This window comes from Lentilactobacillus parabuchneri DSM 5707 = NBRC 107865 (assembly GCF_001435315.1).
GTDB lineage: Bacteria > Bacillota > Bacilli > Lactobacillales > Lactobacillaceae > Lentilactobacillus > Lentilactobacillus parabuchneri.
The window spans coordinates 22,394-48,240 of the sequence record NZ_AZGK01000014.1 but is presented as its reverse complement, the minus strand read 5'-3'; the positions used below and the strand labels follow the sequence as shown (position 1 = coordinate 48,240).

At 42.7% G+C, this 25,847-nt stretch carries 18 protein-coding genes; 4 read left to right on the top strand and 14 right to left on the bottom strand.

Translation table 11 applies throughout. The features are described from left to right. Positions 1-47: 47 nt before the first annotated feature. Positions 48-524 (top strand): hypothetical protein, encoded by a 477-nt coding sequence (locus FC51_RS10210; protein ID WP_057909040.1) that lies wholly within the window; start codon positions 48-50, stop codon positions 522-524. 79 nt (positions 525-603) lie between these two features. Here FC51_RS10210 and FC51_RS10205 read toward each other — a convergent pair whose 3' ends face one another. From FC51_RS10205 to FC51_RS10185, 5 genes are all read right to left on the bottom strand, one after another. Beyond that, a complete protein-coding gene (locus tag FC51_RS10205; protein WP_057909041.1) occupies positions 604-1,461 on the bottom strand; it encodes an aldo/keto reductase in 858 nt (285 codons plus the stop codon). Between the two features lie 15 nt (positions 1,462-1,476). Next, a complete protein-coding gene (locus FC51_RS10200; protein ID WP_171031878.1) occupies positions 1,477-2,034 on the bottom strand; it encodes a sugar O-acetyltransferase in 558 nt (185 codons plus the stop codon). Between the two features lie 228 nt (positions 2,035-2,262). Continuing rightward, positions 2,263-3,687: an L-arabinose isomerase gene (araA, locus tag FC51_RS10195; RefSeq protein WP_057909043.1), complete on the bottom strand. Its 1,425-nt coding sequence runs from the start codon at positions 3,685-3,687 to the stop codon at positions 2,263-2,265. A 640-nt stretch (positions 3,688-4,327) separates the two neighbouring features. Next, complete coding sequence (locus FC51_RS10190; protein ID WP_057909044.1) at positions 4,328-5,707, bottom strand: sugar porter family MFS transporter; 1,380 nt, start codon at positions 5,705-5,707, stop codon at positions 4,328-4,330. 668 nt (positions 5,708-6,375) lie between these two features. Then, positions 6,376-7,479, bottom strand: coding sequence for a GntR family transcriptional regulator (locus tag FC51_RS10185; RefSeq protein ID WP_057909045.1), 1,104 nt, complete (start codon positions 7,477-7,479; stop codon positions 6,376-6,378). A 318-nt stretch (positions 7,480-7,797) separates the two neighbouring features. On the opposite strand from FC51_RS10185, the gene FC51_RS10180 reads away from it, so the two are divergent. After that, the gene (locus FC51_RS10180) at positions 7,798-8,814 is read left to right on the top strand and encodes an aldose epimerase family protein (RefSeq protein WP_057909046.1); all 1,017 of its coding nucleotides are present in this window, start codon (positions 7,798-7,800) and stop codon (positions 8,812-8,814) included. Positions 8,815-8,908: 94 nt separating this feature from the next. Here FC51_RS10180 and FC51_RS10175 read toward each other — a convergent pair whose 3' ends face one another. The 6 genes from FC51_RS10175 to FC51_RS10150 form a co-directional block, all read right to left on the bottom strand. Then, positions 8,909-10,081, bottom strand: coding sequence for an acetate/propionate family kinase (locus tag FC51_RS10175; RefSeq protein ID WP_057909047.1), 1,173 nt, complete (start codon positions 10,079-10,081; stop codon positions 8,909-8,911). A gap of 219 nt (positions 10,082-10,300) precedes the next feature. Next, complete coding sequence (gntK, locus tag FC51_RS10170) at positions 10,301-11,836, bottom strand: gluconokinase (RefSeq protein WP_057909048.1); 1,536 nt, start codon at positions 11,834-11,836, stop codon at positions 10,301-10,303. Positions 11,837-11,901: 65 nt separating this feature from the next. After that, the gene (locus tag FC51_RS10165; protein ID WP_057911298.1) at positions 11,902-12,894 is read right to left on the bottom strand and encodes a D-isomer specific 2-hydroxyacid dehydrogenase family protein; all 993 of its coding nucleotides are present in this window, start codon (positions 12,892-12,894) and stop codon (positions 11,902-11,904) included. An 83-nt stretch (positions 12,895-12,977) separates the two neighbouring features. Then, positions 12,978-13,859, bottom strand: coding sequence for an aldose 1-epimerase family protein (locus FC51_RS10160; RefSeq protein ID WP_057909050.1), 882 nt, complete (start codon positions 13,857-13,859; stop codon positions 12,978-12,980). Between the two features lie 24 nt (positions 13,860-13,883). Continuing rightward, a complete protein-coding gene (uxaC, locus tag FC51_RS10155; protein WP_057909051.1) occupies positions 13,884-15,308 on the bottom strand; it encodes a glucuronate isomerase in 1,425 nt (474 codons plus the stop codon). Positions 15,309-15,324: 16 nt separating this feature from the next. Beyond that, positions 15,325-16,950, bottom strand: coding sequence for a mannitol dehydrogenase family protein (locus tag FC51_RS10150; RefSeq protein WP_057909052.1), 1,626 nt, complete (start codon positions 16,948-16,950; stop codon positions 15,325-15,327). A 209-nt stretch (positions 16,951-17,159) separates the two neighbouring features. On the opposite strand from FC51_RS10150, the gene FC51_RS10145 reads away from it, so the two are divergent. Together FC51_RS10145 and FC51_RS10140 are read left to right on the top strand one after the other, a co-directional pair. Next, positions 17,160-17,822, top strand: a complete 663-nt coding sequence (locus tag FC51_RS10145; protein WP_057909053.1) for a GntR family transcriptional regulator — start codon at positions 17,160-17,162, stop codon at positions 17,820-17,822. Positions 17,823-18,537: 715 nt separating this feature from the next. Next, entirely contained in the window at positions 18,538-19,848 is a 1,311-nt protein-coding gene (locus tag FC51_RS10140; RefSeq protein ID WP_081037504.1) for a PstS family phosphate ABC transporter substrate-binding protein, read from the top strand. Positions 19,849-19,946: 98 nt separating this feature from the next. Here FC51_RS10140 and FC51_RS10135 read toward each other — a convergent pair whose 3' ends face one another. From FC51_RS10135 to FC51_RS10125, 3 genes are read right to left on the bottom strand one after another with little or no spacing between them, the layout of a single operon-like run. After that, complete coding sequence (locus FC51_RS10135; RefSeq protein WP_057909055.1) at positions 19,947-21,272, bottom strand: MFS transporter; 1,326 nt, start codon at positions 21,270-21,272, stop codon at positions 19,947-19,949. Between the two features lie 56 nt (positions 21,273-21,328). After that, positions 21,329-24,055, bottom strand: coding sequence for a family 78 glycoside hydrolase catalytic domain (locus FC51_RS10130; protein ID WP_434086396.1), 2,727 nt, complete (start codon positions 24,053-24,055; stop codon positions 21,329-21,331). 18 nt (positions 24,056-24,073) lie between these two features. Then, complete coding sequence (locus FC51_RS10125) at positions 24,074-25,591, bottom strand: MFS transporter (protein WP_057909056.1); 1,518 nt, start codon at positions 25,589-25,591, stop codon at positions 24,074-24,076. Positions 25,592-25,847 lie beyond the last annotated feature (256 nt).

The following is a 25,847-nucleotide window of genomic DNA, read 5'->3' as shown; positions in this document are numbered from 1 at the left end:
TAATCTCGATTTAGGTGTTAAAAAGTTACTAGTAGAGGGGAATTATTATGAATCGATTTATAAAATTATTTATATCGTTGCTTTCAGTCATGCTCATGACGATCTGTTTTGGGGAATCAACGATCGCTAGTGCCAACTCAAAAGTTCAAGATGGTGTGCCAACTGTATTGCAGGGAAAATACTGGACCGTCACCATCAGGGGTAGTAAGAGTTCTCAGCCAATCCATGAATACTTTTATGCAACCAAAGATGGCTTTGTTGCAAAACATACAAAAGATGGCAATTTTACTGCCAAATGGATGATTTACCGTCGAATGGAAGACAACGATTATATATTGAACGGCTCTGACACCAAGGATCTTTCGATGGCATATTGGATATTCATTGAGCCGAATAAAAATTGGACAAAGATTAGGATTGGTTACGCTCATCTCCCAATTAATCAGAGTCTTAAGCATTACCCCTCATACTATTGTCGCAGCACAGCCACACGAGTTTCAAAAGTCACGGCAATCTTACATTAAAATCAAACTTAAAAGTGCCAAGTTGACAAACTCTACTCATTCGAGTTCGTCGACTTGGTACTTTATTTGTTGTGAGCTATTAATGATGTGGATATTGATGCCCAATCTCATACACCATCTCAGGTTCTTGGCTGATCCGGGTATTTCGGTTCAACCCATCGACCAGTTTCATCTCATCCGCACTCAATTCAAAATCATAAATGTCAGCGTTCTGCTTAATTCGTTCCGGATGGACTGACTTGGGAATAAAGGCATCCCCACGCTGGAAATGCCACCGCAAAATGACTTGGGCGGCTGATTTACCATGTTTGGCGGCGATTCCAGTGATGACCGGGTCATCAAAGATCCGTCCTCGCCCCAGTGGCGCCCAAGCCTGAGTGACAATGTGATTTTCACGATCAAAGTCAATCATTGCCTGTTGGGACAAGTAAGGATGAACTTCCAACTGGTTAACGACGGGCATCTCATTGGCCTGAGTTGCCAAATACTCCAAGTGCAGCATGCCATAGTTACTCGTTCCAATTGATTTAACCAAGCCCTGTTCCTTGAGAGCTTCGAATGCTCGCCAAGTTTCAAAAAAGTGGGTATGAATCGGCCAATGAACTAACAGTAAATCAACATAATCCAGCTGTAATTTCTTTAAAGATTCTTCTACTGAAGCGATTGTTTGATCATAGCCCTGATTTTCTTCAGCAACCTTTGTGGTGACGAAGATATCATCCCGGGCAACATTTAGTTCTTTAATTGCTTGACCAACTGCGGCCTCATTGCCATACATTTGGGCGGTATCAAATAATCGATAACCGTCATCATATGCGGACTTCACCGATTGGATCAACTCGGCTTCATCCGTCATTCGGTACACGCCAAGCCCTTCTTGAGGCATTGTGTGACCGTCTGCCAACTCAATTCTACTGCCAATATTCTCTTTACTCATCAAAATCCTCCACTGTTATAGATGTTTGAGCACTCTGGCCGGGTTGCCGCCAATTAAGACGTTGTCACCAAATGATTTGGTCACGACGGCTCCGGCAGCCACGACGACATTGTCGCCCAAGGTGACGCCAGGAACAATTGTGGCGTTACCGCCAACCCAGAGATTATCTCCTATTGTAACATTGCCAGGATACTCATAGTTTTCATTCCGTTCGGCTGCATCCAATGGATGATTAACCGAATAAATCGAGGTGTTCGGCCCTAACATTGCATTTTTACCAATGGTAATCTGACCAACATCGATAAAGGTACAGCCGTAATTGGCAAAAAAGTTTTCGCCGACGGATATGGTATAGCCATAGTCACATTGAAACGGCGACTGAACATCGACCTTTTCCCCAGTTTGATGAAATATCTGCTTAATCAGTTGACTGCCCGCTTTTGGATCTTCACGGGCAACCCGGTTAAATTCATCGACCAGCAGTCGGTTTCGACGTCGGTCTTCAGCCAGTTCAGGGTCGGTATTTAAATATCGCTGTCCAGCCAGCATCTTCTCTTTCTCAGTTAACGTCACAGTCATTTCCTCCTATATTATAGATATGTACAAAATGAGGTCGAGGCAAAAGCAACTTTGTCTCAACCTCATTTTAATTTTACTTAAGTCCCGCCAAAGTCTCTCGGGGCTTTGTTATTGGAACTTTATTTGAGTAATCATTTCGGATTACTGATTAGTTCGCCAGCTGAGCAATAGAGGCTCTTCTACTGTCAACTAACTGAAGTTGTTTCGAGGGTCGTGCACAGACTACTTGATGTCGTCAAATGGTAAACCAAACATTGTTGCAAGGTCTTGGATTTGAGTTTCACTAGCAGAGAATGTAAGAACCGTGTGGTGTCCGCCACCATCATGGATCCATTGAGTAGCACCGGCCTTCAAGCCAGCCTTTGGAGTCCACATTTGTTTAGCAACTGGCAGATGTGGTGTTTCCTTAGGTGCCTTGTTACCTGTAACGGCGTAGCCAATCATCCGGTATTCAGTACCGAAGTCTGAAATCGTGATGTCCATTGCGTCGCCTTCGCGTCCAGTAAATACCAAACGAGCAGGGTCTGCTTTGCCACCAATGTCCAATGGGTGAACTTCAACACGAGGTTTGTCACTGGCAATACCAGGGTCAACTTCAAGCATATGTGATCCAAGGATAGCTTCCTTACCCTTTTGTAATTCAAGAGTGTAGTCTTCCATGAATGCAGTAGCCTGATTATGAGTCATGATTTTAACTAAGCGGCCAAGAGCAGCTGTCTTCCAGTCACCTTCAGCACCGAAGCCATAACCTTCAGCCATAAGCAATTGTGCAGCCAGGCCAGGTAATTGTTCCAAACCATAAAGGTCTTCGAAGTTGGTTGTGAATGCTGAGTAGTTGCCTTTGTCCAAGAAGTTCTTGATTCCGAAGTATTCACGGATTTGGTAACGTACTGAATGTTCGTACTTGTCTTTGTCGTTATCGCCTTGAACAAATTCATATTTGTCTTGTAATTCTTTGTACTTAGCATCAATATCGCTTTCAGAAACAGCGTTAACTGATTCTACCAAGTCGCCAAGTGCGTAGTAATCAACGGTCCAGCCAAATTGGATTTGAGCTTCAACTTTGTCACCTTCAGTAACCGCAACATTACGCATGTTGTCACCGAAACGTGCAACTTTGATCTTGAAGCTTTCGTCATAAGCAACTGCAACATCTTCCCAGTCAGCAATTTCGTCTTGGACTTCTGGATCACCCCAGTAGCCGTAAACAATCTTGTTGTGCTTTTGAAGACGCGCATTGATAAAGCCGTATTCACGGTCACCATGAGCACTTTGGTTAAGGTTCATGTAGTCGAAGTCAATGGTGTCATATGGAATGTGATCCAAGTACTGAGTTGCCAAGTGAAGTAATGGCTTTTGAAGTAACTTAGTTCCACGGATCCAGTTCTTAGCAGGTGAGAATGTGTGCATCCAAGTGATAATACCAGCAACTTTATCATTGTAGTTAACATCTTTCATTAACTGAGTGATGCTATCTGCAGTGGTTGCAACCATCTTGAATACGATTGGGTAAGGTAATTTGCCTGAAGCATTTAACTTATCAACCATATCCTTGGCGTCTTTTTCAACGGATTTTAATTGTTCTTCTCCGTAAAGATGTTGACTACCAGTAACAAACCAAAATTCATAATCAGGTACTTGTAACATAGCGATATCTCCTTATAAAAAATATTTTAATTGTCTGGATCAGTCATCCAAACATTTGTAAAAACCAAATTATTGAGCTGTAAGGTCAAAACACTTTCTTGTTATCGCTTACATTCCATAGTATAAAATATTTATACGCATAAATCAACAATTAATTGTAGTTATTCGAATAAAATTTTTAATTTATGTGGGTGACTACTCAAATATTGTTAAAAACTGCCGATACCGCCGTTAATTAAAGCTCAAAACTTCCCAGCAATATCAACAAACGCTGGCCTTGGAGCGTATCATGTGTCATTCCATTTACTAGACCAAAGATGACAGACACCCGCCTGAAACGATCGTTTAAATAGTTCGGGCCACCGTCGATGTGACCGATTCAACATTAGCCTATTAAGTCTCATTAGCATCAAGAAATGAGATGCCTATTTATCCGTATAAATGTTACAAGCCAACACACAAGCGCTTTGAACTTACGAGGCCAGCCCTTCTATAAAAAAGGCTCCAATCAAAAATTCAAAAGAATTTTGATTGGAGCCTTTGGTTGCGGACTATGCCACAGTTTCATCATTTCATAAAGCGTTCACGAACAGAATTAATTGAATCCCATCCTAACGATTGTTGATCATTTAAGTTAGGTTTATTCCTTAACGTTCCTGGCTTCGATTTCTTCAAGTGAAATACCCTTTGTTTCTGGAACGAAGAATTTAACAAAGAGGACACCGAAGATACAAATAACACCAAAGATTGCGAAGACGGCCTCTTGTGAAAGACTCGCAGTCATAATTGGGAATAACAGACCAACGACGAACGAGCCAATCCAGTTGAATGATGAAGCCAAACCGGCAGCTTTACCACGAACAGCCAGTGGGAACATTTCACCCACGATAACCCATGTCAGTGGAGCCCATGTAAATGCGTAGAAGAAAACATAAACACAAAGGAATACTAATAATAACATCGGGTGTTCAGTACTGGTAATCTTGTTAACAATCGCAGGAATTAAGAATGAGATGGCCATAACGGTACCACCACACATGATTAATGTACGACGCTTGAACTTTTCGGCGATAACCATGTACAGCAACGCGCCGACAACCAGAATAACTCCTTGAAGAACTGACCAGATCAAAGCATCACTGGCATTAATCTTCAAAGCACTTTCAACAATCAGTGGAATGTAATAGAAGATCGCATTAGCACCTTGGAATTGCTGGAAAGCAGCAACACCAACACCGGCAATAACTAAGTAACGATATTTACCAGTAAACAGTGAGGCGTAACTAACACTCTTATTAGCAGCGTGCTTTTCAGTTTCAGCAGTTTTCTTGATGTCATTCAATTCACTGTCAATTTCATTATCATTACTACGAACATAACTCAAAACCTTTCGGGCTTCATCATTTTGTCCGTGGTTTACCAAATAACGTGGAGATTCTGGTAATTTCAGAACTCCGAAGAATAAAACAATAGCAGGAACAGCAGCAAAGGCTAACATGATACGCCAGCCCCATGCGGTTGGTAAACCTTTAAAGAGGTAATCCATAATGTATGAAATCAACATCCCGGAAACGATCATGGTCTGGTTCAACCCATTCATCCGACCACGAAGACGTGCAGGTGCAAGTTCGGCCATATATGGAGGTACCAAAGCTGATGCAGCACCAACGGCTAAGCCTAAGAAACACCGAATAATAATCAAGTAGAAAACACCATTATTTGGTGCGACACCTGATAGTAGTGAGAATACACAGAAGATAACGGCTGAATACAAAATCATCCGTCGACGTCCAAGACGATCGGCTAACTGTCCAGCTAATGCACCACCAAAAATGGCACCAAACGTAACACCTGAAGTAACCCAACCAACTAAGGTCGCATTTGACATGGAGCTTACCCAATCAATTTTCAAAAAGGGTAAGGCACCCGTCATAACACCAATATCGTAACCAAAAAGGATTCCACCAAATGATCCAAAAAAGTATATGAACCAACTTGGAATTTTCTTTTCATTTTCCATCGTACTTTTCTCCTTTGCTCCAAAGAATTATATGCGGTACCGAGAAACGTAAGCGCTATCAAAATACTATAAATAGAAAGCACAATGCTCCTCCATATCACTTCCCGGCAAACATTGACTGTCGTTGTGTACCAATTTATGTTTTGTCTAGAATCAAACATAAGTAGGCAAGGTTTATAATAAAGTATTTATCCGTATAAATCAAGATCTAAATCTATTTATTTTATAATTTCTGTAATCGATTACAGTTTTAAAGGCTGATGGTAGTCGTTGAAACGCCGTTAAATCAACGTTTCTAATGGCCATACTATCGATGCATTGAACTAATATTTTTTAATTATTGTTCAATCTATTCACTGATTGTACCGACAGCTGATAATTATCAGTTTGTCGTTTTTAAAATACAATGGGTTGCAGACAATTTGACTTGGTTGGTCATTCAGAGCATCCGCAACCAATTTGGAGGTGTACGAGTAGGATTTCAGACAACTGGTTGAAAAAGCACTCTCTTAATTCTGCCCTGATTCGCTAGAACTTGAGCACCCAGAATTCAAAGATAACCCTCGAAGGCGCTCACAAATCATTCATGTTCTAATTTATTCAGATATGCCAAAAAAACTGCTATCAACAAATGTCAGTAGCAGCTTTCTTAAATAGATTATGAGGCCTTATTCGGCATCTTGTTTATCTTCAATTGGTCTTGTGGAATCTCTGATAACTAAATTAGACGGTAAGATTTGGCTGTCACTTGGCTTTTTTCTTAACTTATCTAATAACAAATTAGCAGCGGTTTCGCCCATCTGACGCTTTGGATGGGTGGTTGTCGTAATACTTGGATGAACAAATTTAGAAATTTCATAATCATCAAATCCAGCAACTGAAATATCTCCAGGGACATCTACTCCCTCTTTGGTTAACATTCCAATAACTTCAATTGCCAGCTGATCATTATAGCAGACAATCGCCGTTGGCCGCCCGGATGTACTATTGACAACACGATTTTTAATTTTATCAAGAACAACTGAAATGTCATCCCCAGAGCCATACATCATAATGTCACCAGACGTCGAAAGCGTTGGGTGTGTTTGATATGATTTAATGAATCCATTCATCCGGTTAACACCCTGAATATCATCTACTTGAAAGATACCTAGAACTTGTTCGTGCCCATTATCCAGCAGATAGTCAACCAGCGTCTTTTCTGCCAGCGCATCGTCAATCTCCACGTATGGAAATTTAAGCTGCGGGTAGTGGGCGTTAATAAATACAGCCGGCTTGCCCGAATCGACAATCATCTTATAAACGTCCAAATTCGGATTGTCAAGCGTACTACGAGTCGGTTCAATAATAAACCCAGCCACATCATTGTCCAGCATATTCAAGAGGTTATGCCGCTCGTTTTTATACTGATCATGCGTATTGCCGATTAGAACAGCGAATCCTTCAGCTGAAATGATTCGGTCAATGCCGCTAATGATGCTTGGAAAAATATAGTCGGCAATATGCGTGGTAATAACCCCAACACTTTGGGTCGAATGATCCGAAGGCGTTTTATTATTGATCCAATCGTTGACGTACATCCCCCCGCCTTGAACCCGATATATATAACCTTCATGTTCAAGATCGCCAACTGCCCGTCTAATCGTGTATCGACTAACTTTATAACTCGCCATCAATTCAGATTCAGTAGGGATCTTTTCGTTAATTCGATAATTTCCGTTGACAATATTCGCTTTGATACGTTTTTTAACCATAACGTATTTGGTTTCCATAGTTTCACCCCCAAGGATTAACGGCGGCAATTACTTTGCCTCACACAACTTAGAATCGTTAAGGTATCTCTTTATTGTAACAAATGATAATCAATAAATAAGTCTTATCATTCAACTGAGACCCTTGATTGCTATAACATTTCTACGCATTCCCTAAAAAGTTCCAATTGTAAATGTATCATACTTTCACTTCAAATTATAGCGAATTATACGGATAAATTAAAAAGATCTGGTTGCGCAACCATACAAAAACGGGCTATAATACATATAAAAGCGGTTTCACAACCGTAATTTATTTTTTCTAAGGAGACCCTATACATGAATACCAAAAAAGAATTGTTTGATAAATTAGACGGGCAACAGATCGAAAAGTTCACGATTACCAACGACCACGACGTTTCAGTTTCCGCGATTACCTTTGGGGCAACGCTGGAAGAATTTAACGTGCCAGGTCCGGATGGCAAGCCAACTAATATTTTAGTGACCGTTCCAACCAGTGAAGAGTTAATGAAGAACCAATTTTTCTGCCAAGCAATCGGTAGAACTGCCGGCCGGATTTCAAACGGCACCTTCAAGATCAACGGTAAAGCATACCATGTTGATCAAAACGAAGGAACGACGACATTGCACGGTGGCCCTCACGGATTCAATACCCAGATCTGGGATGGTGCATTTGATGGTGACACAATTGTCTTCACTAAACATATCAATTCTTCGGATGATTCATTCCCTGGTAACATCGACGTTAAGATTACCTTCTCACTGAACAACGACAACGAGTTGACCGTTACTTTCAGTGGCAAGAGTGATGCTGACACGCTATTTAACCCTACTCAACACATGTACTTCAACTTAAGTGATGGCGGCGACATTAATGGCCACTCACTTCAAATCAATGCTGATCATTATTTGGAACTCAATTCGAACAAGACCCCGTCAGGTAAGAAGGTTGCCGTTGATGACACACCTTATGACTTCCGTGATGGTCAAAACCTCAAAGTTGGTATCGCCGACATGAAGGCTGAAGTTGGCCACAGTTACGATGAAGTCTTTGAAATCAACGATCATCAAGACGATGAGCCAATCGCTAAATTATCAGATCCTGAAACCGGTCGTAGTGTTTCAATCAGTTCAAAGCGTAACGCATTGGTTGTCTTTACCCCTGATGATTTGTCAGGCTCTAACTTCATGATTGGCAAGGGTGGTCCTTACATGGCAATTGCTTTGGAAGCTCAAAATCTGCCAGACACACCTAATCACGATGACTTTGGTGATGTCACTTTGCCAGCTGGTGAAGAAAAGACTTATAGCATTAAGTATAAAGTTGAATTTTAATCAGTTAATTTCATAACGTATAAAAAGAACCCGCCAATGAAAATTGACGAGTTCTTTTTGTCTATCTCTCATGATTTATGATTAATCAGTTAATTTAATCAATCTTAGCTGTTACATCCCGCACCATGGCCAACTCCTCGTTCGCTGGAATCAGTAAGATTCGTGCAGATGAATCCTTTGCACCCAAGTCGCCAGGCTTTTGTTCTTCATTTAACTGGCCGTCCAGCTTGATGCCGAAGATTTCCAACTTCTTGCAGACCTGCTCACGGACCCATTTATCATGTTCGCCGATTCCACCGGAGAAGACGATGGCGTCAACGCCACCCAACTCAGTGATGTAGCTGGCTGCAAATTTAACCGTCCGGTTGACAAACATGTCTAAGGCCAACTTGGCCCGATCCTTATCGGAATCTTCCAAGTCACGCATGTCGGATGAAACACCAGACACGCCAAGTAAGCCCGAACGTTTATTAAACATATCGATGACTTCGTCTGCACTGGCCCCCATCTTCTTCATGAAGAACGGAACCAAAGCCGGGTCTACGTCACCTGAACGTGTCCCCATGACAAGACCGTTCATCGGCGTAAAGCCCATTGAGGTGTCAAAACACTTGCCGTTTCTTTCGGCTGCCACAGAAGCTCCTGAGCCCAAATGCAGGGTCACTAATTTAGCTTTGTCATTGCCCAAAATTTCGTCAGCTTGTTGGGTAATGAAGCCATGGTTAATTCCGTGTTCGCCATAACGACGGATGGTAAATTTCTTGGTCAATTCATAAGGAATCCCATAAATTGAATTCACTTCGGGAACGTCTTTGAAAAAGGCACTGTCAAAGACGGCGTACTGATCCGTATCAGGAAGAATTCGGCGAATGATTTCGATGTATTCAGCTTCAACCGGGTTATGAATCGGCGCAATATCCCCCAATTCCACAATTTGAGAGAGTGTATCGTCGTCAATTTTAGCGACTTTATCAAAGATGTCACTTCCAGCAACAACTCGGTTACCAATGGCGTCAATGTCTCTCAAATGGTCAATCACGCCAAGATCCTTCAAGTTATTGAGCATGATGGCCGCTGAACGCTCATAATCGATCTTATCTTCTTCAGCTTTGTACACTTTACCGTCACCATATTTAATCTTGACCAGTGACCCGGGCATGTTCAGCCGTTCAACCTGACCGTCTGCCAGCACCGTTTCTTTAGGCATATCGAAGAGTTTAAATTTAAGTGATGAACTTCCTGCATTTACAATGAGAACTTTGGACATAGTAAGTACCTCCGTTGTGTTTGAATTGACTAATTTTCATTCAAAATGAAAACGTAACCACAACTAAAAGTATACTATTTGTTGAGACCTTGTGACAACATTAGCTATTTTAATTTTGACTGAGGGAACATAAAAACGGTCGGCGCAAAACATGTTGTTTTGTCCGGCCGCTTAGATTTAAATTTGTTTCACTATGACGGGAATCAATCCCATCAGATATTAATCCTTGAATTCTCTTTGATACTCAGCGATTCCTTCGTATTCTTTAGAAAGATCACGACTCAGCCGCAAGTAAATCGGCATCAAAGTTCGGTATCGTTTAAAGACGTCCTCATTTGGTTTGTAAACCGTTTCTTTACCCATGTACTTCTTGATGTCTTCCAGGTTGTCTTCCAACCCTAAAGCCATCTTGGCCAGAAACATTGCTGCCAAACTGCCGCTTTCATATGATTCTGGAATAACAATATCATGTTCAAAAATATCTGCCATCATCTGGGTCCAAAGTGTTGACCGGGCAAACCCGCCAGCGGCAAGAACCGCCTTTGGATCACCCGTAACTTCTTTAAGCGCCAAGGTAACAGAGTACAAATTGTACATAATTCCTTCCATGACGGCCCGAATCATATGGGCCCGGGTATGCTTACGGTTAAGGCCAAAGAATGACCCACGCGCGTTTGCATCCCACAGCGGTGCCCGTTCACCACCCAGATAAGGATGGAAAATCAAGCCATCTGATCCGGCTGGGACGGTTGCTGCAATCTTTGACAGCATGTCATACGAGTCGATATTCAACAGTTTGGCGGCTTCAACTTCGCCACCAAACAGTGAATCATGTGCCCAGTTAAGAACAATTCCACCGTTGTTGATTGGACCGCCAACCAGGTACTTGCCCTTCATGACGGGGTAACAATATAACCGTGCTTTCGGGTCAATTCTTGGTTTGTCAACGAACGTTCTAACAGCAGCCGAAGTCCCAATGTTAATTGCTAAAACTCCGGTCTGGATGGCACCGACGCCAATTGTCGACAAGGCACCATCAGTGGCACCCATGACAAAGTAAACATCTTTATCAATGCCAATCACTTTGGCATACTCGGATTTGATTCCCCGGAACTTATCGGTCGTCTCAACTAATTCAGGCAATTGCTTTTCAGTCAGTCCGGTTTCATTCAGTGCTTCAGCATCCCAGGTCGAAGAATTCATATTCAAAAGGCCAGTTGCAGCCGCCATTGAAACCTCTTCTTTGAGAACACCGGTATACTTCCAAATGATATATTCCTTGATACCAACCCAGTAGGCTGCCTTTTCAAAGATTTCCGGCTGTTCATTGCGGAAGTATAGCAGCTTATAAAATGGCCCCATTGGATGAATTGGCAAGCCGGTCCGCTTATACATTTCCATTCCACGGCCGTTTTCTTTGTATTCCGCCGCATATTTTTGCGAACGGTTATCCGCCCAGGTTAAGGATCTTGTCAGTGGCTTAAGGTCTTTATCAAGTGCAATCAAGCTATGTTGTTGGGCAGACCAAGAAATTGCGATCACTTTACCATCGGAAATATTGGCTTTGGCAACCACTTCCTGCATTGCCGACACCGTGGCATTAAAGATCTCGTCCGGATCTTCTTCAGCCATATCAGGTGTCTCTTGATACAGTGGATAACCCTTGTTGGCCTTACCATATATATTTCCGTCAGTATCATAAATTAACGCCTTGGTACTTGTGGTCCCAACGTCAATTCCAATAATATAGTCCATAATAATCTCCGTTTCAGCTTCAATGTTACGTTAACGTGCACTGCGGCTTTGAGCCGAGTTGGCCGTTAGTCGTCTAATGCGTGTGTCAATTCACGGACTGGACGTTTGCCGGCAACAATTGCCTTGACGTCACTGACACATTTTTCGCCCATGCCATGAAGACATTCGTAAGTGTAGGCAGAAGTATGAGGGGTAACCAAGATGCGGTCGTTCTTTAAGAATGGGTGGTCAGCCTTAACAGGTTCCACTTCCATTGCATCGGCAGCGTAGCCAGAAAGTTGACCTGACTTAATCGCATCGAGAATGGCGTCTTCTTCAACTAAAGCACCACGGGCGTTGTTACAGATGTAAGCACCCTTTTTAAGGTTCTTGATGGTCTTTGAGTTAATCATATGAAGACTTGTATCATCAAGTGACGCATTCAATGAAATGTAGTCACAACGCTTGACTAACGTTTCCAAATCAACTCGTTCAACGTTGTTGTTAGTGAACCATTCTGGTTCGGTTGCAGGATGTGGATCGTTAACCAATACAGGACCGCCAAAGATGCTGAACAATTCTGCCACCCGGCTACCGATGTTTCCACAGCCGATAACCCCAAAGGTCTTGCCGCTGAATTGATTTCCCATGAATTGAGCACGGTCTTCGTAACGCCCAGCACGTTCACGCTCGGATGAAGGAACCACCTGGCGAACCAAGGCCATCAAGTTGGCAAGTTCGTTTTCGGCAACGGAGTTTCGTTCAACCTTTTGTGGCACAATTGCAACTTGAGTACCGTGCTTCTTGGCAGCGTGTAAATCAACGTTGTTAAAGCCGATGCCGTGACGTGAAATTAACAAAAGCTCATCCTTGTTATCAAAGAATTCCTGATTGAAGAATGGTGTCACACTGGCAATAATGACGTTAAAGCCGTGAAGCTTTTCAGCTAATGACTTGCCATCAATGTCGGTCGGCAACATGAAGCGCTTAACGTTTCCAATTCCTTCCAGTTCTTTCCAATGCTCAGTAAAAACCTGTCCGAAACTGTTTGAATTAACGACTGCAATATTGTATTCCATTGTAAATTCTCCTTATATATTATTAATCATAGACTGATTGTATACTGATATACTAGTTTTACACGTACTTTCTGTCAACCTTTTTAATGAAGGTTGATGTTGCATTGATACGTCTTAGCCTCGCCTGCGTTCAGGTGATGGTTACCCTCTTTTTGACCTAATTCCACTAAGTCGCCATAGACATCCGGCAACCCATTGAAGGGCTCAATACATAGGAACGGTGCGTTGGCCTCCTCCTTCGTCCAAAGGGTCACGTGGTCAAAATCAGACACATCGAGCATAACAGCGTGCTTGGTATCGTCCGAATAGAGCTTAACTGTCTTGATTCCGGTATTTTTAATAATGACCAAGCCCTTGTCAAACATGTTGTGATCAAGGTCAACAATCCCATTTTGATAATTCACCAGCTTGGTGACCTTCCCCGAACGATATGGGTTCGGCTTTTTGACGATTTCATAGGTATCCAGTGAGTCGGATGCCGGTGCCAAATCCAAGCGATAATCATTGAACGACCCTTCGCCATTGATCGGCACATTGAATGCCGGATGAAATCCAAGCGAGTAAGAAAGATCGCCATTGCTTTTGTTATCAACGTTGAATGCGACTTGAAGACCTTCATCTGTTACCTTAAAGGTCACCGTAAACTCAAAGTTAAATGGATAATATTGTTTGGTTACCTCATTTGACCTGAGTAGTAAAGCAACTTGGTCGTTTTTATGCTCGATCACTTCAAAGGTTTGATCCCCAGCAAAGCCGTGCTGTGGCATTTCGTATTGTTGACCGTTAATCAGATAAGCATCATTGTTGGAACGGCCAATCGCTGGAAATAGAATTGGCGCATGCTTTTCCCAAAGCGGGTTGTTCCAAATATAGTCAAAATGGTCTTCATTGTGATACAGATGGGTTAATTGGGCCCCGTGTTCATCAATTTCTGCAGTAAAACAACTGCTCTTTATTGTTTGCATCTACCCGTACTCCTAATATGTCAGTTAGTCCTTATCAAAGAAGTGGAACTGATCATGCGCATTGTTATACGAAATATCTTCAACAATCTTTCCAAGATAATCTTCATCGTCAGGTGCCTGACCGCGTTCAGCCCATTCGCCAATAACGTTGCAAAGGACTCTTCTGAAGTATTCGTGTCGTGGGTATGATAAGAAACTGCGAGAATCAGTCAACATGCCGACAAAGTTTGGTAACAAGCTTTGTTCGGCCATAATTGTCAACTGACGTTTCATGCCGTCAAACGTATCATTGAACCACCAAGCAGCACCTAACTGAAGCTTTTGGACACCGTCTTGTTGGAAATCACCCATTCCAGTTGCCAGTTGCATCCAGTCATTTGGATTCAATGAGTAGATAATCATCTTAGGAATTTCATTTTGTTCCTGAGCATCCATTAACAACTTCATGAATTCCTGAGCCAAATCAGGTTGGGTTCCCATTGAGTCAAAGCCGCCATCGGCACCAAAGCTCTTGAACATTGGCTTGTTGGCATTTCGAATAACGTTCATATGGAACTGCATCGTCCAGTTAAATTCTTTGTTCAAGTGCATCAAGGCTTCCACTAACATTGTTTGATACTGGTCAACTTCAGTCTTGGTGAGCTTCTTATTGTGGCGAGCCTTATCGATAATGTCGTTTAGTTCATCATCAGAAGCTTTAACAAAGTGAAAGAAGTTCAACCCGTGATCTGACAAGTGGCCGCCCAAACTTTCAAAGTACTCGAAGCGTTGACGAAGCGCGCCAACCAAGCTCTTAAACGATGTAATCTTCTTACCGGAAACTGCGCCCAATTGATCGAGATAGTCACCATAGCCGTCGGTAGTTAAGTTAAACGCCTTGTCTGGACGCATTGCAGGTAAAACCTTGAAGCCATTTTCAGCTTCGTCTTCTTTCAGAAGCTTGTGGTACTTCAAATCCGAGGCTGGATCGTCAGTCGTGCAGACAACTTGAACGTTTGACCGCTTAATCAAGTTCCGTGGTTTAAAGTCTTCAGTCGCCAAAAGCTGGTTGGCCTTTTCCCAAATTGCCGGGGCTGTCTTGGTATTGAAAACATCATTAATTCCAAAGAATCGGCGAAGTTCAAGGTGGGTCCACTCAAACAACGGATTGCCAAGTGCCTTTTCAATGGTACCGGCCCAGGCAAGGAACTTTTGGTAATCGTCACCGTCACCGGTAATCAATTCCTCGGGAACACCATTGGCACGCATCAGCCGCCACTTATAATGGTCACCAAAGCTGCCTTCGTTAATCCAAATTCTGGAAATATTTTTATAATTCTTGTTTTCATAGATTTCCTTAGGATCCAAATGGCAATGAAAGTCAATGATCGGCATTTTTTCAGCGTGATCATGGAATAACTTTTTGGCCATTGGAGTCGTTAATAAGAAATCATCATCCAATAATGACATGTTTTGCGCTCCTTATTTAAATTTCTTTGGCATATTTTGCAAGCGTATCTTCCAGCGTCTTTCGAACAGCGCCAACGCCTGCAATTTGTGATGCGAAGTAACCTTCCACAACGTCTCCCAAACCAATTTCATACAAATCATGACCGAAGATCTTCTTGTTGGATAAGATGTCCTTCAAATGGGCGTGAACGTCAGTCTTTTCGCCAAGTTTAATGTCGGCAACTTTGGGTTGAAGTTCAGATAATAGCGGATCACGACTTGGTTCAAATGGCTTGCCCTGGTCATCAATTGCCATCAAATAACGGCACCAAGTTGCGAGAACAAGTGGAATGAAATGTAAATCTTTAGGGTCGCGTTTAGGATCATCGATGTAATGTTGGATCGTCACTCCATAACGAACGGATAACTTCTGAGAGGTGTCGGCAGCAATTCGTTGCGGCATATCGGGAATATATGGGTTCGGTAAGCGTTTATTAACTAACTGATCGATAAATGTCTTAGGGTTGATCACCTTAGGATCGGTCACTACCGGTAAGCCTTCTACGTAACCAATTTGCTTGATGAGGTTAAGCATGTCCTTGTCACTAACTTCCGTGGCAATTGAATTAAAACCAAGCAGGCTGCCGTTAACGGCCAATGCGGTATGCAATGGGTTCAGGCAAGTCGTCACTTTCATCTCATCGGCATCGTTAACCGTGTCACGGTCGGTTAAGATAACGCCATCTGCTTGATCCAAGGCTGGTCGGCCATTTGGAAAATCGTCTTCGATAACCAAATAGTGAACCTCTTCAGTGTTGGTGAAGGCAGCAATATTGGTGTGCCCTGGTGTGTGGTAAATCTGGTAGTCTTCAAAGCCATCTGCCTTTAATTTATCAGAAACTGCTTCTGAAGGATTTGGTGTGATTCGGTCAATCATTGAAAGTGGGAAACTGACCGACTTGTCATCTTTTAGATAATCAACAAATTCTGAGGGAACCAGTCCATTTTTCTCCCAACCTTCAGCAATTGTCAAAACGCTCTTTTGCAGCTTTTCACCGTTTTGTGAGAAGTTATCAGTGCTTAGTAACGCCATTGGATATTTGCCGGCCTTAAAACGGGCAAACATCAGAGCAGTCAATGAAGCCATGTTGTTCTTTGGTGCTTCAGGACCGTTCTTAATATCGTCTTCAATCGCAGGCAATAATTGGCCTTGACTGTCCCAAAGGTTGTATCCTTTTTCAGTAATTGAGAAGGTTGCAAGCTGTAAGGCAGGATTTTCAAAAATGCTGAATAATTTCTTCCATCCATCAGGGTTACTTTGATCGAAGAAAAGTGAGTCTGAAACTGAAGCAAATAATTCTTTTTCAAATTTGCCATCTTCGTGGGTAATGACTCTTAAGATGCGATCGTTAAATTTTTTGTAGGCATCAGTTACAACATCTTTATCATGTGTTTCGGCAACGACAATACCGGCATCCAGATCGCCTGATTCAAGCAAGCGATCTGCAATTGCAGCGTGAAAAGCTCGGAATAAGTTACCACCGCCGAAGTGAACCCATTTGGTAGCACCGGTCTTTTGCTTAATATCGTAGGTTGGAACCTTAATCCCAGCATCGGTGAACTCTTGTTTATTGTTCAGGTAATCATCAGTAATTTTTACCATTAATTAAACCTCCCGTATTGCGTTACATAATCATTATTGAGGGCGTTCTCAGTGAGTTCGTCTGAACTAATACACCAGTCCACTGAATACGCTTTCGCTTTTATTATATTCTGATATATCAGATTGTCAATACCCCTGTTTTTAGGCAATCTTCGTTAACTTTTTCACCAATCTATGATAATATAATGGTATCTAAAGGAGACTTAAATATGTTGGATAACATGCGCAGCGATGCTTATAACGAAATTAAATACAAAATTATTCACTTTGATTACACTCCCGGTCAAAAGATTTCTGAAAAGTTAATTTCTCAGGAACTCAATCTTGGCCGAACCCCCGTTAGAGAAGCAATTATTCGAATTGAGCGAGAAGGCTTAATCGAAGTGATACCTCAGAGTGGTACCTATATCACCAAAATTGATATGGCAGATGCAAAGAATGCGCGCTTTGTCCGTAGTTGTATTGAGCCTAAGGTTATGGTTGACGCTGCAATCAACATCTCCGATGAGGAAATTGCTGCGATCCAACAAAATTTGGAGCAGCAAAAACAAACGGCTCTCCAAAATGAACCCGATAACTTCTTTGATTTGGACCAGCAGTTCCATCACGAATTCTATAACGTCGTCAACAAGGACACTGTTTGGCAATGGCTTCAGATTAACAACACCCAGCTCAACAGATTTCGGAGATTGCGTTTAAAAGAAGCCGAATTGGATTGGGATACATTAACCAATCAACATAATGCAATTTTTGAGGCAGTTAAAAACAAAGACATTGATGACTTAAGCTTCTTGGTAACGCAACACCTTCACTTAATGCTGCTGGAAAAGCAAAAGGTGGTAGAGGCGTATCCGGATTATTTCAAAAATTAGTGTGCGACAAGCAATGGGTGATGCGGTTTCTAAAGGTGCTTTGATTAAAGCCATGGGTTTAAGGCTTTGATTGAAGCACCTTTAGAAGTTAGCATCAGTTGCGTCGGAGCATAGCTCAAAAGCTGCCCAGTCATCTCAAAAAATATCTATCACGACTCCTCGGAGCACAAGTTAAAAAATACGGTGGTGAACGGTCCTTGTTCATTACCGTATTTTTTGACTTGTGTAGTAGAGGTCTGGGTCGTCGGAGCTCATTTTCAAAAATTAGTGTGCGACGAGCAACGGGTGATGCGTTTTCTAAGGGTGCTTTGATTGAAGCCATGGGTTTAGGGCTTTGATTAAAGCACCCTTAGAAGTTAGCATCAGTTGCGTCGAAGCATAGTTCAAAAGCTGCTATTTCTGGCAGTAAAAGATTGCGCCAACCATCACGAACACATGTGGGTTCAGGATGGTTGACGCTTTTTTAGTAGAGAGCTGACGATCTCGCATTTTACCGGTCAAATTGGGTTACTGATGATCCGAAATATTCCTGATTTGTAATTTTTCGATTCATCGAAGTGTTAAAATAGTAATATAATTACTCAGAGGGGGAACTAATATCACAAAGAAAACTACATACCAAAGCCGCTTCTGGTGGCTGCTCACCAGATCACTTATCATTTCACCATTGATTGTCGGTGCCGCCGGGGTCTTTGCCGTCGGTTGGTGGTGGGCAATGCTTCCAGCACTCATTTTGAACGCAATCTATTGGTACCGCTATAACAGTAAACATGGACTTCATAATTTCAAGAACCAGCTCCTAGCCTTAGTCGTTTCATTTATCTATTATTTTGGCCTGCTCTCAGTCGCCCTGGCGATCAGTCACTATAATTACCTGCAGCTTCCAGTCTGGTTTCCCGCTTTCTTCTTTCCCTACAACCTGACCAGCTTAACAATCGCGGTCGGCATGTTCTACGACAACCTTGGCTGGATGTTCATCGGAACCTTTTGGTCGGCTCTCCTGGGGATTGGTTTGTATCAGGCCAGAACCAAGCAACTACCAAAGCTTAATGGAAAACAACTAACCGGCTTAGTCGTCCTCATGATTGTCAGTCTTTTACCGATCTACCAAAATTTCGCCAATAATCTAAAATTCACCAATTCTTACGGTGAAGTCAGCTCACTGCATTTAAGTCAGTATCGACCATTTGCAGGCAGTAAGCACTTGGCAACAGTACATAAATCGACCAACCTGAGTATCCCAAGCGACTATCCCAAATTAAATGGGGCCACCGCCCTTTATCCTGTCTATTCAGCAGCCGCACAAGCCTTGTACAAAGGCGTTTCACCAAAGCAGGGAGCAAAATTGGTTCGAGTGGATTCAACGCCCAAAGCATTCAACAGCCTGTTAAAGAAGAAATCTGATGTCATCTTTATGGCGAAACCTTCAACCACCCAATTTAAAGCAGCCAAAGCGCAGCACGTCGATTTGAAATTGACAAAAATTGGTACCGAGGCATTCGTATTTTTTGTTAATCAAAAAAATCCCGTCAGCAACCTTTCAGTCAAACAACTTCAGTCTATCTATCAGCAGAAGACGCTTTTCTGGTCCAGCGTTGGTGGCCAATTCAACTACATTCAGCCCTTCCAACGTCCTGAAGGTTCCGGGAGCCAAACAGCCATGGAACAGATGGTGATGAAGGGTCGTAAAATGGTCAAACCGATGCGTTACCAAGAATTTGATGCCATGGATGGCGTGGTAGACGGTGTCGCCGGCTACAACAACCACACCAATGCGATTGGTTATTCATTTAGATTTTTCGCAACCCAAATGATGCACAATCAACGGATCAAACTCATCAAGATTAACGGTGTCGCGCCCACCCCACAAAACATCCGTAACGGCAAATACCCGTTGGTGGGCAGCTTCTACGCCATTACCCGAGGTCATCCTTCAAGAAATAGCCGGCGACTCATTGCCTGGCTGAAAAGTGACGATGGGCAGACTTTGATCAATCGCACCGGATACGTCGGTATCAAAAAGTAACGATAAGAAGCATCACAAATAAGCAGACAAAAAGACGCAACCAGCGAACACGGAATTGTTCGTTGATTACGCCTTTTGTGTATCAAATATTTGAAATCTTAGTTAGCTGATGAAGCAGCATTGTCTGCAGCCTTTGCAGCGGCAGCCTTGCTTGCTTCGTCACCATTAATCATGTTGTACTTCTTTTCGTAGTGAATCATTGCAAATCCGGCAATCCCGAAGATCGCAACGATTCCAACAAAGCCCCACATGGTCATCTTAATCGTGCTTGGAAGAACCAATAGTGGTGTGAACATTGCAAGGATCCCACAGAGGAACCGTGAGACACCGTTGATAAAGCCTTGGATACTTGCCCGAATTTCTTCAGGGAATGATTCTTGGGTCCATACCTTGTAAATTGCTTCACCTGAAAGCATACTTCCAACACCCCATACCAGCATGAAGGCAACGATCAAGGCGATTGAAGTAGCACCAAATACAGCCAAGCCGCCCATCGCGATCAAAGCAAAGATAACACCAAGTGTGAACCAAGTATTTCGTTTTGCAGAACCGGCGATTGTAACGTAGAAGCCTAAGATAAATAAGGCAGCGATATGCAATCCCAAACCAATACCGGTTGATAAGGTCTGTGATGCGCCAGCCTTAACAAACATGAAGGTTGTAAATTGACCAAACGTGTTGGCAACGAAGTTCCAGAAGATGTAGTAAATTGCGATTGCAGCAAACAAACGAATGTAAATGCTGCTTCTTTCACTTCTAAAGAGAACTTGCATAACTGATGCTCTTTCGGTTGGTTTGACTTCTAAAGCAGCTTCTTTGGCTGCTAAACGGTCTGCAGCTTCCTTGTGCAATACTCGAATGGCTTTGGTAAATGTCCGCCATACCCAAAGAATCAAAGCAACAATTGCAAAGAAGCCAAACACAATTCGACCACCTGTAACACTCATCGTTGAAACAACAAATGCGGCACCAGTTGAAACAAATTGACCAACTTGCCAGAAGATCTGAGTTGAAGCAACCATTTCGGAAGCCATCTTCTGATTTGGCGCATCCCTTGAAATAACCGTCAATGAGACTGGCAAATCAGTACCAGAAGCAATCCCACAAATGACCACCCCGGTTAAAAGCATCAAGTACCCATTTGAGAAGACACAGATACCGGCACCAATTGCATATAAAAAGTTAACCCAGTCAAAAATAGCAATAATTCCAACTTTGTCGGCAAAACGACTACCAAAGATTGATCCAAACGCAATGGCGAAAGTTAACGCGCCAGAAATGACACCAACCTGACCATTAGTTAAATGAAGGCCCAGTTGCCAAACAGTGATTGTACTTGCCAAACCAACAATAATTCCTGAACCCAGCATTGACCCAAGGCCTGCTGAGACACTTAAATTCCAGTATCTACCCAGATTTTTCATAATTCTGATCTCCTTATTGTCCCTTAGGACGATTCAAAATATGCTACTATAAACGATTAATTGATGCTGTACGAAATTTGATATTGACCGGATCCCAGAACCACTTGGTTCGTATCCGTCGGCATCCCCCCTAAATCGGATCCGTGACGATCTTCAACTTCAATTAGTTGACTATTCTCAGGTAAAATGATGGTTCCCTTTGAATTCATTGGAATCTCAACCGTCATAACCTGCTTGGTATCTTGAACCGATAATTTGGCTTTAATAATGCCCTTCGATGACGGCGTTTCGACACTTAAGTTGTGCAGATTGCCTGGTCGAATTTTGATGTTAAATGTTTCAAATCCAGGCTTGGTTGGGTTGATTCCCATAATCCCTTGAACAATCGTTAGACCTGGCGTTGCCCCCCAAGGATGTGACATTGTCATGTTTGGCTTGTAGTGATTACTCCAAGCTTCTGGGGCAATGGTTGCCTTTAAGGTATTCAAGATTGCGGCAAACGTCTTTTGGTCTTTCCGGTCGTCAGGGTTGGTTAACAAGCGAACCGCATCAGCGGCGTGACCGCTATCGATCAATCCTTTAAGCATGAAGTAGATAAAGTAAATGCTGCCAACAAAATGACCGTCGTTGGCGACAAATTTGCTCATCTTGTCCGCCATTTTTTGATCATCATAGACCCCGTAGCAAAGCGCGTAAGCTGTTGAATGATGGGCTGTGTGCTCGTTAACTGTGAGATCGGCATTCAGTGAATCGTAGAAGCGGCCGGTTTCAGGATTGTATAACCGGGCAATCATTTCCTTCTTGATTCGTGTAGCACGACTTCGATAATGTTCAGCATCTGCCTTGTGGCCGGTCGCTTCGGCAATCTTGCTCATGCTTAAATAAGCACCGTAGAAAATTGCGTTAAATGGTGCGTTGTACTCACCTTCAACGAAACCGTCCCGTTCCGGAATTGGCCAGTCAATCAAGCCGTCGTTGGTAACCAAACCAACTTTTTCATCGAAGTTATCGACTCCCTTAGTGTTTTTCAATGAGCCGGTAAAGTTTTGTGACGCCCCGTCAAAGCTTTCTTCGTTTTTCCCGCGGTTCAACTTGTAGGTTAAGTCGGTATAACGGCTATTCATAAAGGTATCATCGCCGGTGTACAAGTAATCCTGCCAAGCCATTTCAATGCTATAAAGCTTGTAGTCTTCAGGCCAGGTTGGGTTATCAATCAGGTAGTCCATACTGTGTCTGTTGAGTGAATAATTCGAAGAAACCACAAAGCTGGTATTTCCGTTAACCAGCAGGTCACCTTCATAAGGACGGCGTTCACGTGCTTGAGAATCCACATAAACGTCCTGATTGGTTGCCTTGATCGTGTACTTAGACATCTCGTACTCACGGTTCAACAAGTCATTATCGCTTTCAAAGCTTGATTCTTGCGATTCAAACGGCTGTTCGATTGCCCAACCATTAATGTCGTTTTCGTGTAAATCGCCTTGGAAACCAACCAATTCGATATAGCGGAAGTTCTTAACTTGAAGCGTTGTAAATTGATTTTGACCCTTAACGAATGTCCAGCTTTCGACATAATCAGGACCAGCAGCTAATTCGTGACGAACATGTCCATCATCCTTTAGTTGCTCACCCATCAATACGGTGACTCGCTGATTAAGTGGACTATCAAGGTTGACCTTTAGACTTCCAATGATTTCCTTACCAAGGTCAATCAAGTAATCCTGTTCGCCAAGCTTGACAATCTTTTTGCTGGGTTCGTTGGTTTCAAATCGACGCGTGTTTTGACTCCGGTACGGAATGAATTCCTCATCATCGAGAATCATTGCCTCGGGATTGACCCAGGCTTTGTCCCAAACCTCATCATCAAATTCAACTTCAGACCAATTTTGTGGATAATATCGCATATCAACATTTTCAGAAATCATTCCGAAGTAAATACTTCTGATCTTAACACCGTAGTCCCCAAAGGCACTGCTGCCGTCTAAGGCTTTCCAGCGATTGTCAGTCACGAGAATTTGTTTCTTTGAGCCGTCAGTCAGATAAACTTCAAGCTTGCACCAAAACGCTTTACGATCTGTTTTGGCCGTTGCCAGAGCAGCAATTACGTTTTCGCCGCTGGCCAGCTCCTCTGTGACGTCATACTTGTTGTAATAAATCCCAGTCTTGTCTGAACCATAGTAATGAACTTGTCGATGGGCCGAGCCGACTCCAACATTTTTGCCGTTAACAGCGATATCAAACCCTTGGATAAACAATGGTTCATTTCCACGAGAAAACGCGGTAATAACTGCAGTGTCAACGTCGTCCATATTGAGATTGAATCTCGGGCTGCGAAGAAAGACGACATTTCCAAGCTTCGGCAGTTCATTGTCTGACTTAGGCGTTGCTTCTGCCCATATTCCCATTGGCGATTGTTTTTGAGGGGCATCGGTACAGATAAATTTGTTTGGTTCTGAAAAACCGCTTTCGTTCCCAAAATTGTCTTGGACTCGAACCTGCCAGTAATAGACCTCGCCTGCGGCCAACTTGTCTTCTAGGCCGGGTACTTCGACACCAGTATTTTCAGTAGATTGAACCCAGCCGCTATCAAACCGATATTCGTGATTAATCAGTTGGTGTAATCGTTTTGAGACAACCACCTGATAAGCAGACTGCGTGCTATTGGCAAGGTTACTGTGATCCCACCAGCTAAAGCGGGGTGCTTTGTCCACGTTATAAGCAAATTCCATTAAATTAACGTTTAAATGTGTCGGTATTAATAAAGATTGATTATCTTTCGCCAAAATATTACCTCCAAGCGTTTATTGATGATCATCTGGCCAAACGTCCGCATACGGAACACCAGTTAAATCAGTAACGGTTTTAGCAACTTCCGGTTCAACATCGGATTTACTGCCGCCGTTTCTCAATCTGGTAATTTCCTCAAGAACAACCTGATGGGTTTGCTTGTTCAGCTTGAATGTCAATGCGACAAGCAAAGCCAAAATAATCAAGCCACCAGTTCCTAAAAGAAGAATCAATGCAATCGCGTGTTGCGTCTCTAACGGCTGTGTTGCTGCATTCTTGGTAAATCCGTTGCTATCAAGAATGAACCCGACCGCAATCGTTGCCACGGCCACCGTTGACTTACGAGTAAAACTCATCACGGCAGCAAATACCCCGGCACGACGGCGTTTCGTCACAATTTCATCTAGATCAGGGATAAATGGGAAGACATTCCAAGGTGTAAATTCCAAAGTCGCCCGACCAATTTGATAGAACAATGAAATGAAGAATAGTAACAAAATTACGTGGTTGGTAATGTGAAATTGGAAAATCAGATAATACCCGACTAACATGAAAAGCATTAATCCATAACCAACTTCATACAAGAACTTCGGTCCAAACTTAACCATTCCAAATCCAGCGACAATAGTTACCAATAACCCAATCAGGGAAAGTGACAACATGTTTGCCGCAACGGTTGCGGATAATCCCAAACAGTAAATACAGAAGTATGCAAACACGGTATTGAAGGTATCTTTACCAGTGAAAGAGAACAAGTAAATTAATAGATGTTTCCTAAAGCTCTTAATTCTGAGGGTTGAGCCATAATCACAAAGCAACCCCCAAACTCGTTGGAGAACACTGCCTTGATTAACAGAATCTTTTTCCAACTCCTTGGCCATTTCCGGCGTAACCGGCTTTTCCCAAGTAACTGAGTAACATACAAAAACCCCAATCGCAAAAATAATAGCAAATAATGTACCATTAACTAAGAATGGCAATGGGCTGTGTTGTCCCATAATCGCAAACAACTGGCCTGGAATAAATGTTGCCAGGAACGTGGCTCCTGCAGAAATAAACATTCTGGCAGAAGATAGCTTCGTTCGCTGGGTGTAATCATCTGTCATTTCATTTGGCAATGTTTCGTAAGGAATCATCATTGCACTAGAAATCACTTCGAAGACCATGTAAGTGACAAAATAATACCAGTAGTTCATTCCGGCTATCCACAGCGTGATGTATAACAACATCAGTGGAGACCCAATTAAAAGGAAGAAATGCCGGCGGCCAAAACGTTGACCCAACTTCGTCTTGTAGAAGTTGTCAGTTAAACTTCCCATCAACAAACTACAAATCGCGTCCGCAACTCGTGCTGCACCAATAATTGATGCACCTTCGACAGCAGTCAAATTACAGTATGAGGTGTAAAAGAAAAGCATCCAGGCACCGATGATCGTCATCGAACCGCCACCCACGAAATCAACAATTCCGTAGCCGATGCCACGCCAAATCGTAATCTTCCGCGGCGTATACACCCTATTTAGCTTTGACATATTTTAAAACCTCCTAACACCAAATTTCGTTGGAACAAATGAAGTTACCTCCTGTCATTGATCATCTAATATATCAAACTAATATATGAACAGTCTTAGCATATCTTGTGATGCACGCCTGGTCAATAAAGCGTTTTCAAAAAGGATCATATCAATACGGTTAATGCAGTCAAATGCCTGCTAGAGTGAGGATTACGGCTGCTAGAGAAAGTTTGTTAAGGATTCAAAAATATGTATATATGATACCTTTAACCAG

What these genes read in the sequence shown, in the direction of transcription:
- FC51_RS10210 (WP_057909040.1), top strand. Translation starts at nt 48, where the DNA reads ATGAATCGATTTATAAAATTATTTATATCGTTGCTTTCAGTCATGCTC.
- FC51_RS10205 (WP_057909041.1), bottom strand. Translation starts at nt 1,461, where the DNA reads ATGAGTAAAGAGAATATTGGCAGTAGAATTGAGTTGGCAGACGGTCAC.
- araA (WP_057909043.1), bottom strand. Translation starts at nt 3,687, where the DNA reads ATGTTACAAGTACCTGATTATGAATTTTGGTTTGTTACTGGTAGTCAA.
- FC51_RS10190 (WP_057909044.1), bottom strand. Translation starts at nt 5,707, where the DNA reads ATGGAAAATGAAAAGAAAATTCCAAGTTGGTTCATATACTTTTTTGGA.
- FC51_RS10185 (WP_057909045.1), bottom strand. Translation starts at nt 7,479, where the DNA reads ATGGAAACCAAATACGTTATGGTTAAAAAACGTATCAAAGCGAATATT.
- FC51_RS10180 (WP_057909046.1), top strand. Translation starts at nt 7,798, where the DNA reads ATGAATACCAAAAAAGAATTGTTTGATAAATTAGACGGGCAACAGATC.
- FC51_RS10175 (WP_057909047.1), bottom strand. Translation starts at nt 10,081, where the DNA reads ATGTCCAAAGTTCTCATTGTAAATGCAGGAAGTTCATCACTTAAATTT.
- gntK (WP_057909048.1), bottom strand. Translation starts at nt 11,836, where the DNA reads ATGGACTATATTATTGGAATTGACGTTGGGACCACAAGTACCAAGGCG.
- FC51_RS10165 (WP_057911298.1), bottom strand. Translation starts at nt 12,894, where the DNA reads ATGGAATACAATATTGCAGTCGTTAATTCAAACAGTTTCGGACAGGTT.
- FC51_RS10160 (WP_057909050.1), bottom strand. Translation starts at nt 13,859, where the DNA reads ATGCAAACAATAAAGAGCAGTTGTTTTACTGCAGAAATTGATGAACAC.
- uxaC (WP_057909051.1), bottom strand. Translation starts at nt 15,308, where the DNA reads ATGTCATTATTGGATGATGATTTCTTATTAACGACTCCAATGGCCAAA.
- FC51_RS10150 (WP_057909052.1), bottom strand. Translation starts at nt 16,950, where the DNA reads ATGGTAAAAATTACTGATGATTACCTGAACAATAAACAAGAGTTCACC.
- FC51_RS10145 (WP_057909053.1), top strand. Translation starts at nt 17,160, where the DNA reads ATGTTGGATAACATGCGCAGCGATGCTTATAACGAAATTAAATACAAA.
- FC51_RS10140 (WP_081037504.1), top strand. Translation starts at nt 18,538, where the DNA reads ATGCTTCCAGCACTCATTTTGAACGCAATCTATTGGTACCGCTATAAC.
- FC51_RS10135 (WP_057909055.1), bottom strand. Translation starts at nt 21,272, where the DNA reads ATGAAAAATCTGGGTAGATACTGGAATTTAAGTGTCTCAGCAGGCCTT.
- FC51_RS10125 (WP_057909056.1), bottom strand. Translation starts at nt 25,591, where the DNA reads ATGTCAAAGCTAAATAGGGTGTATACGCCGCGGAAGATTACGATTTGG.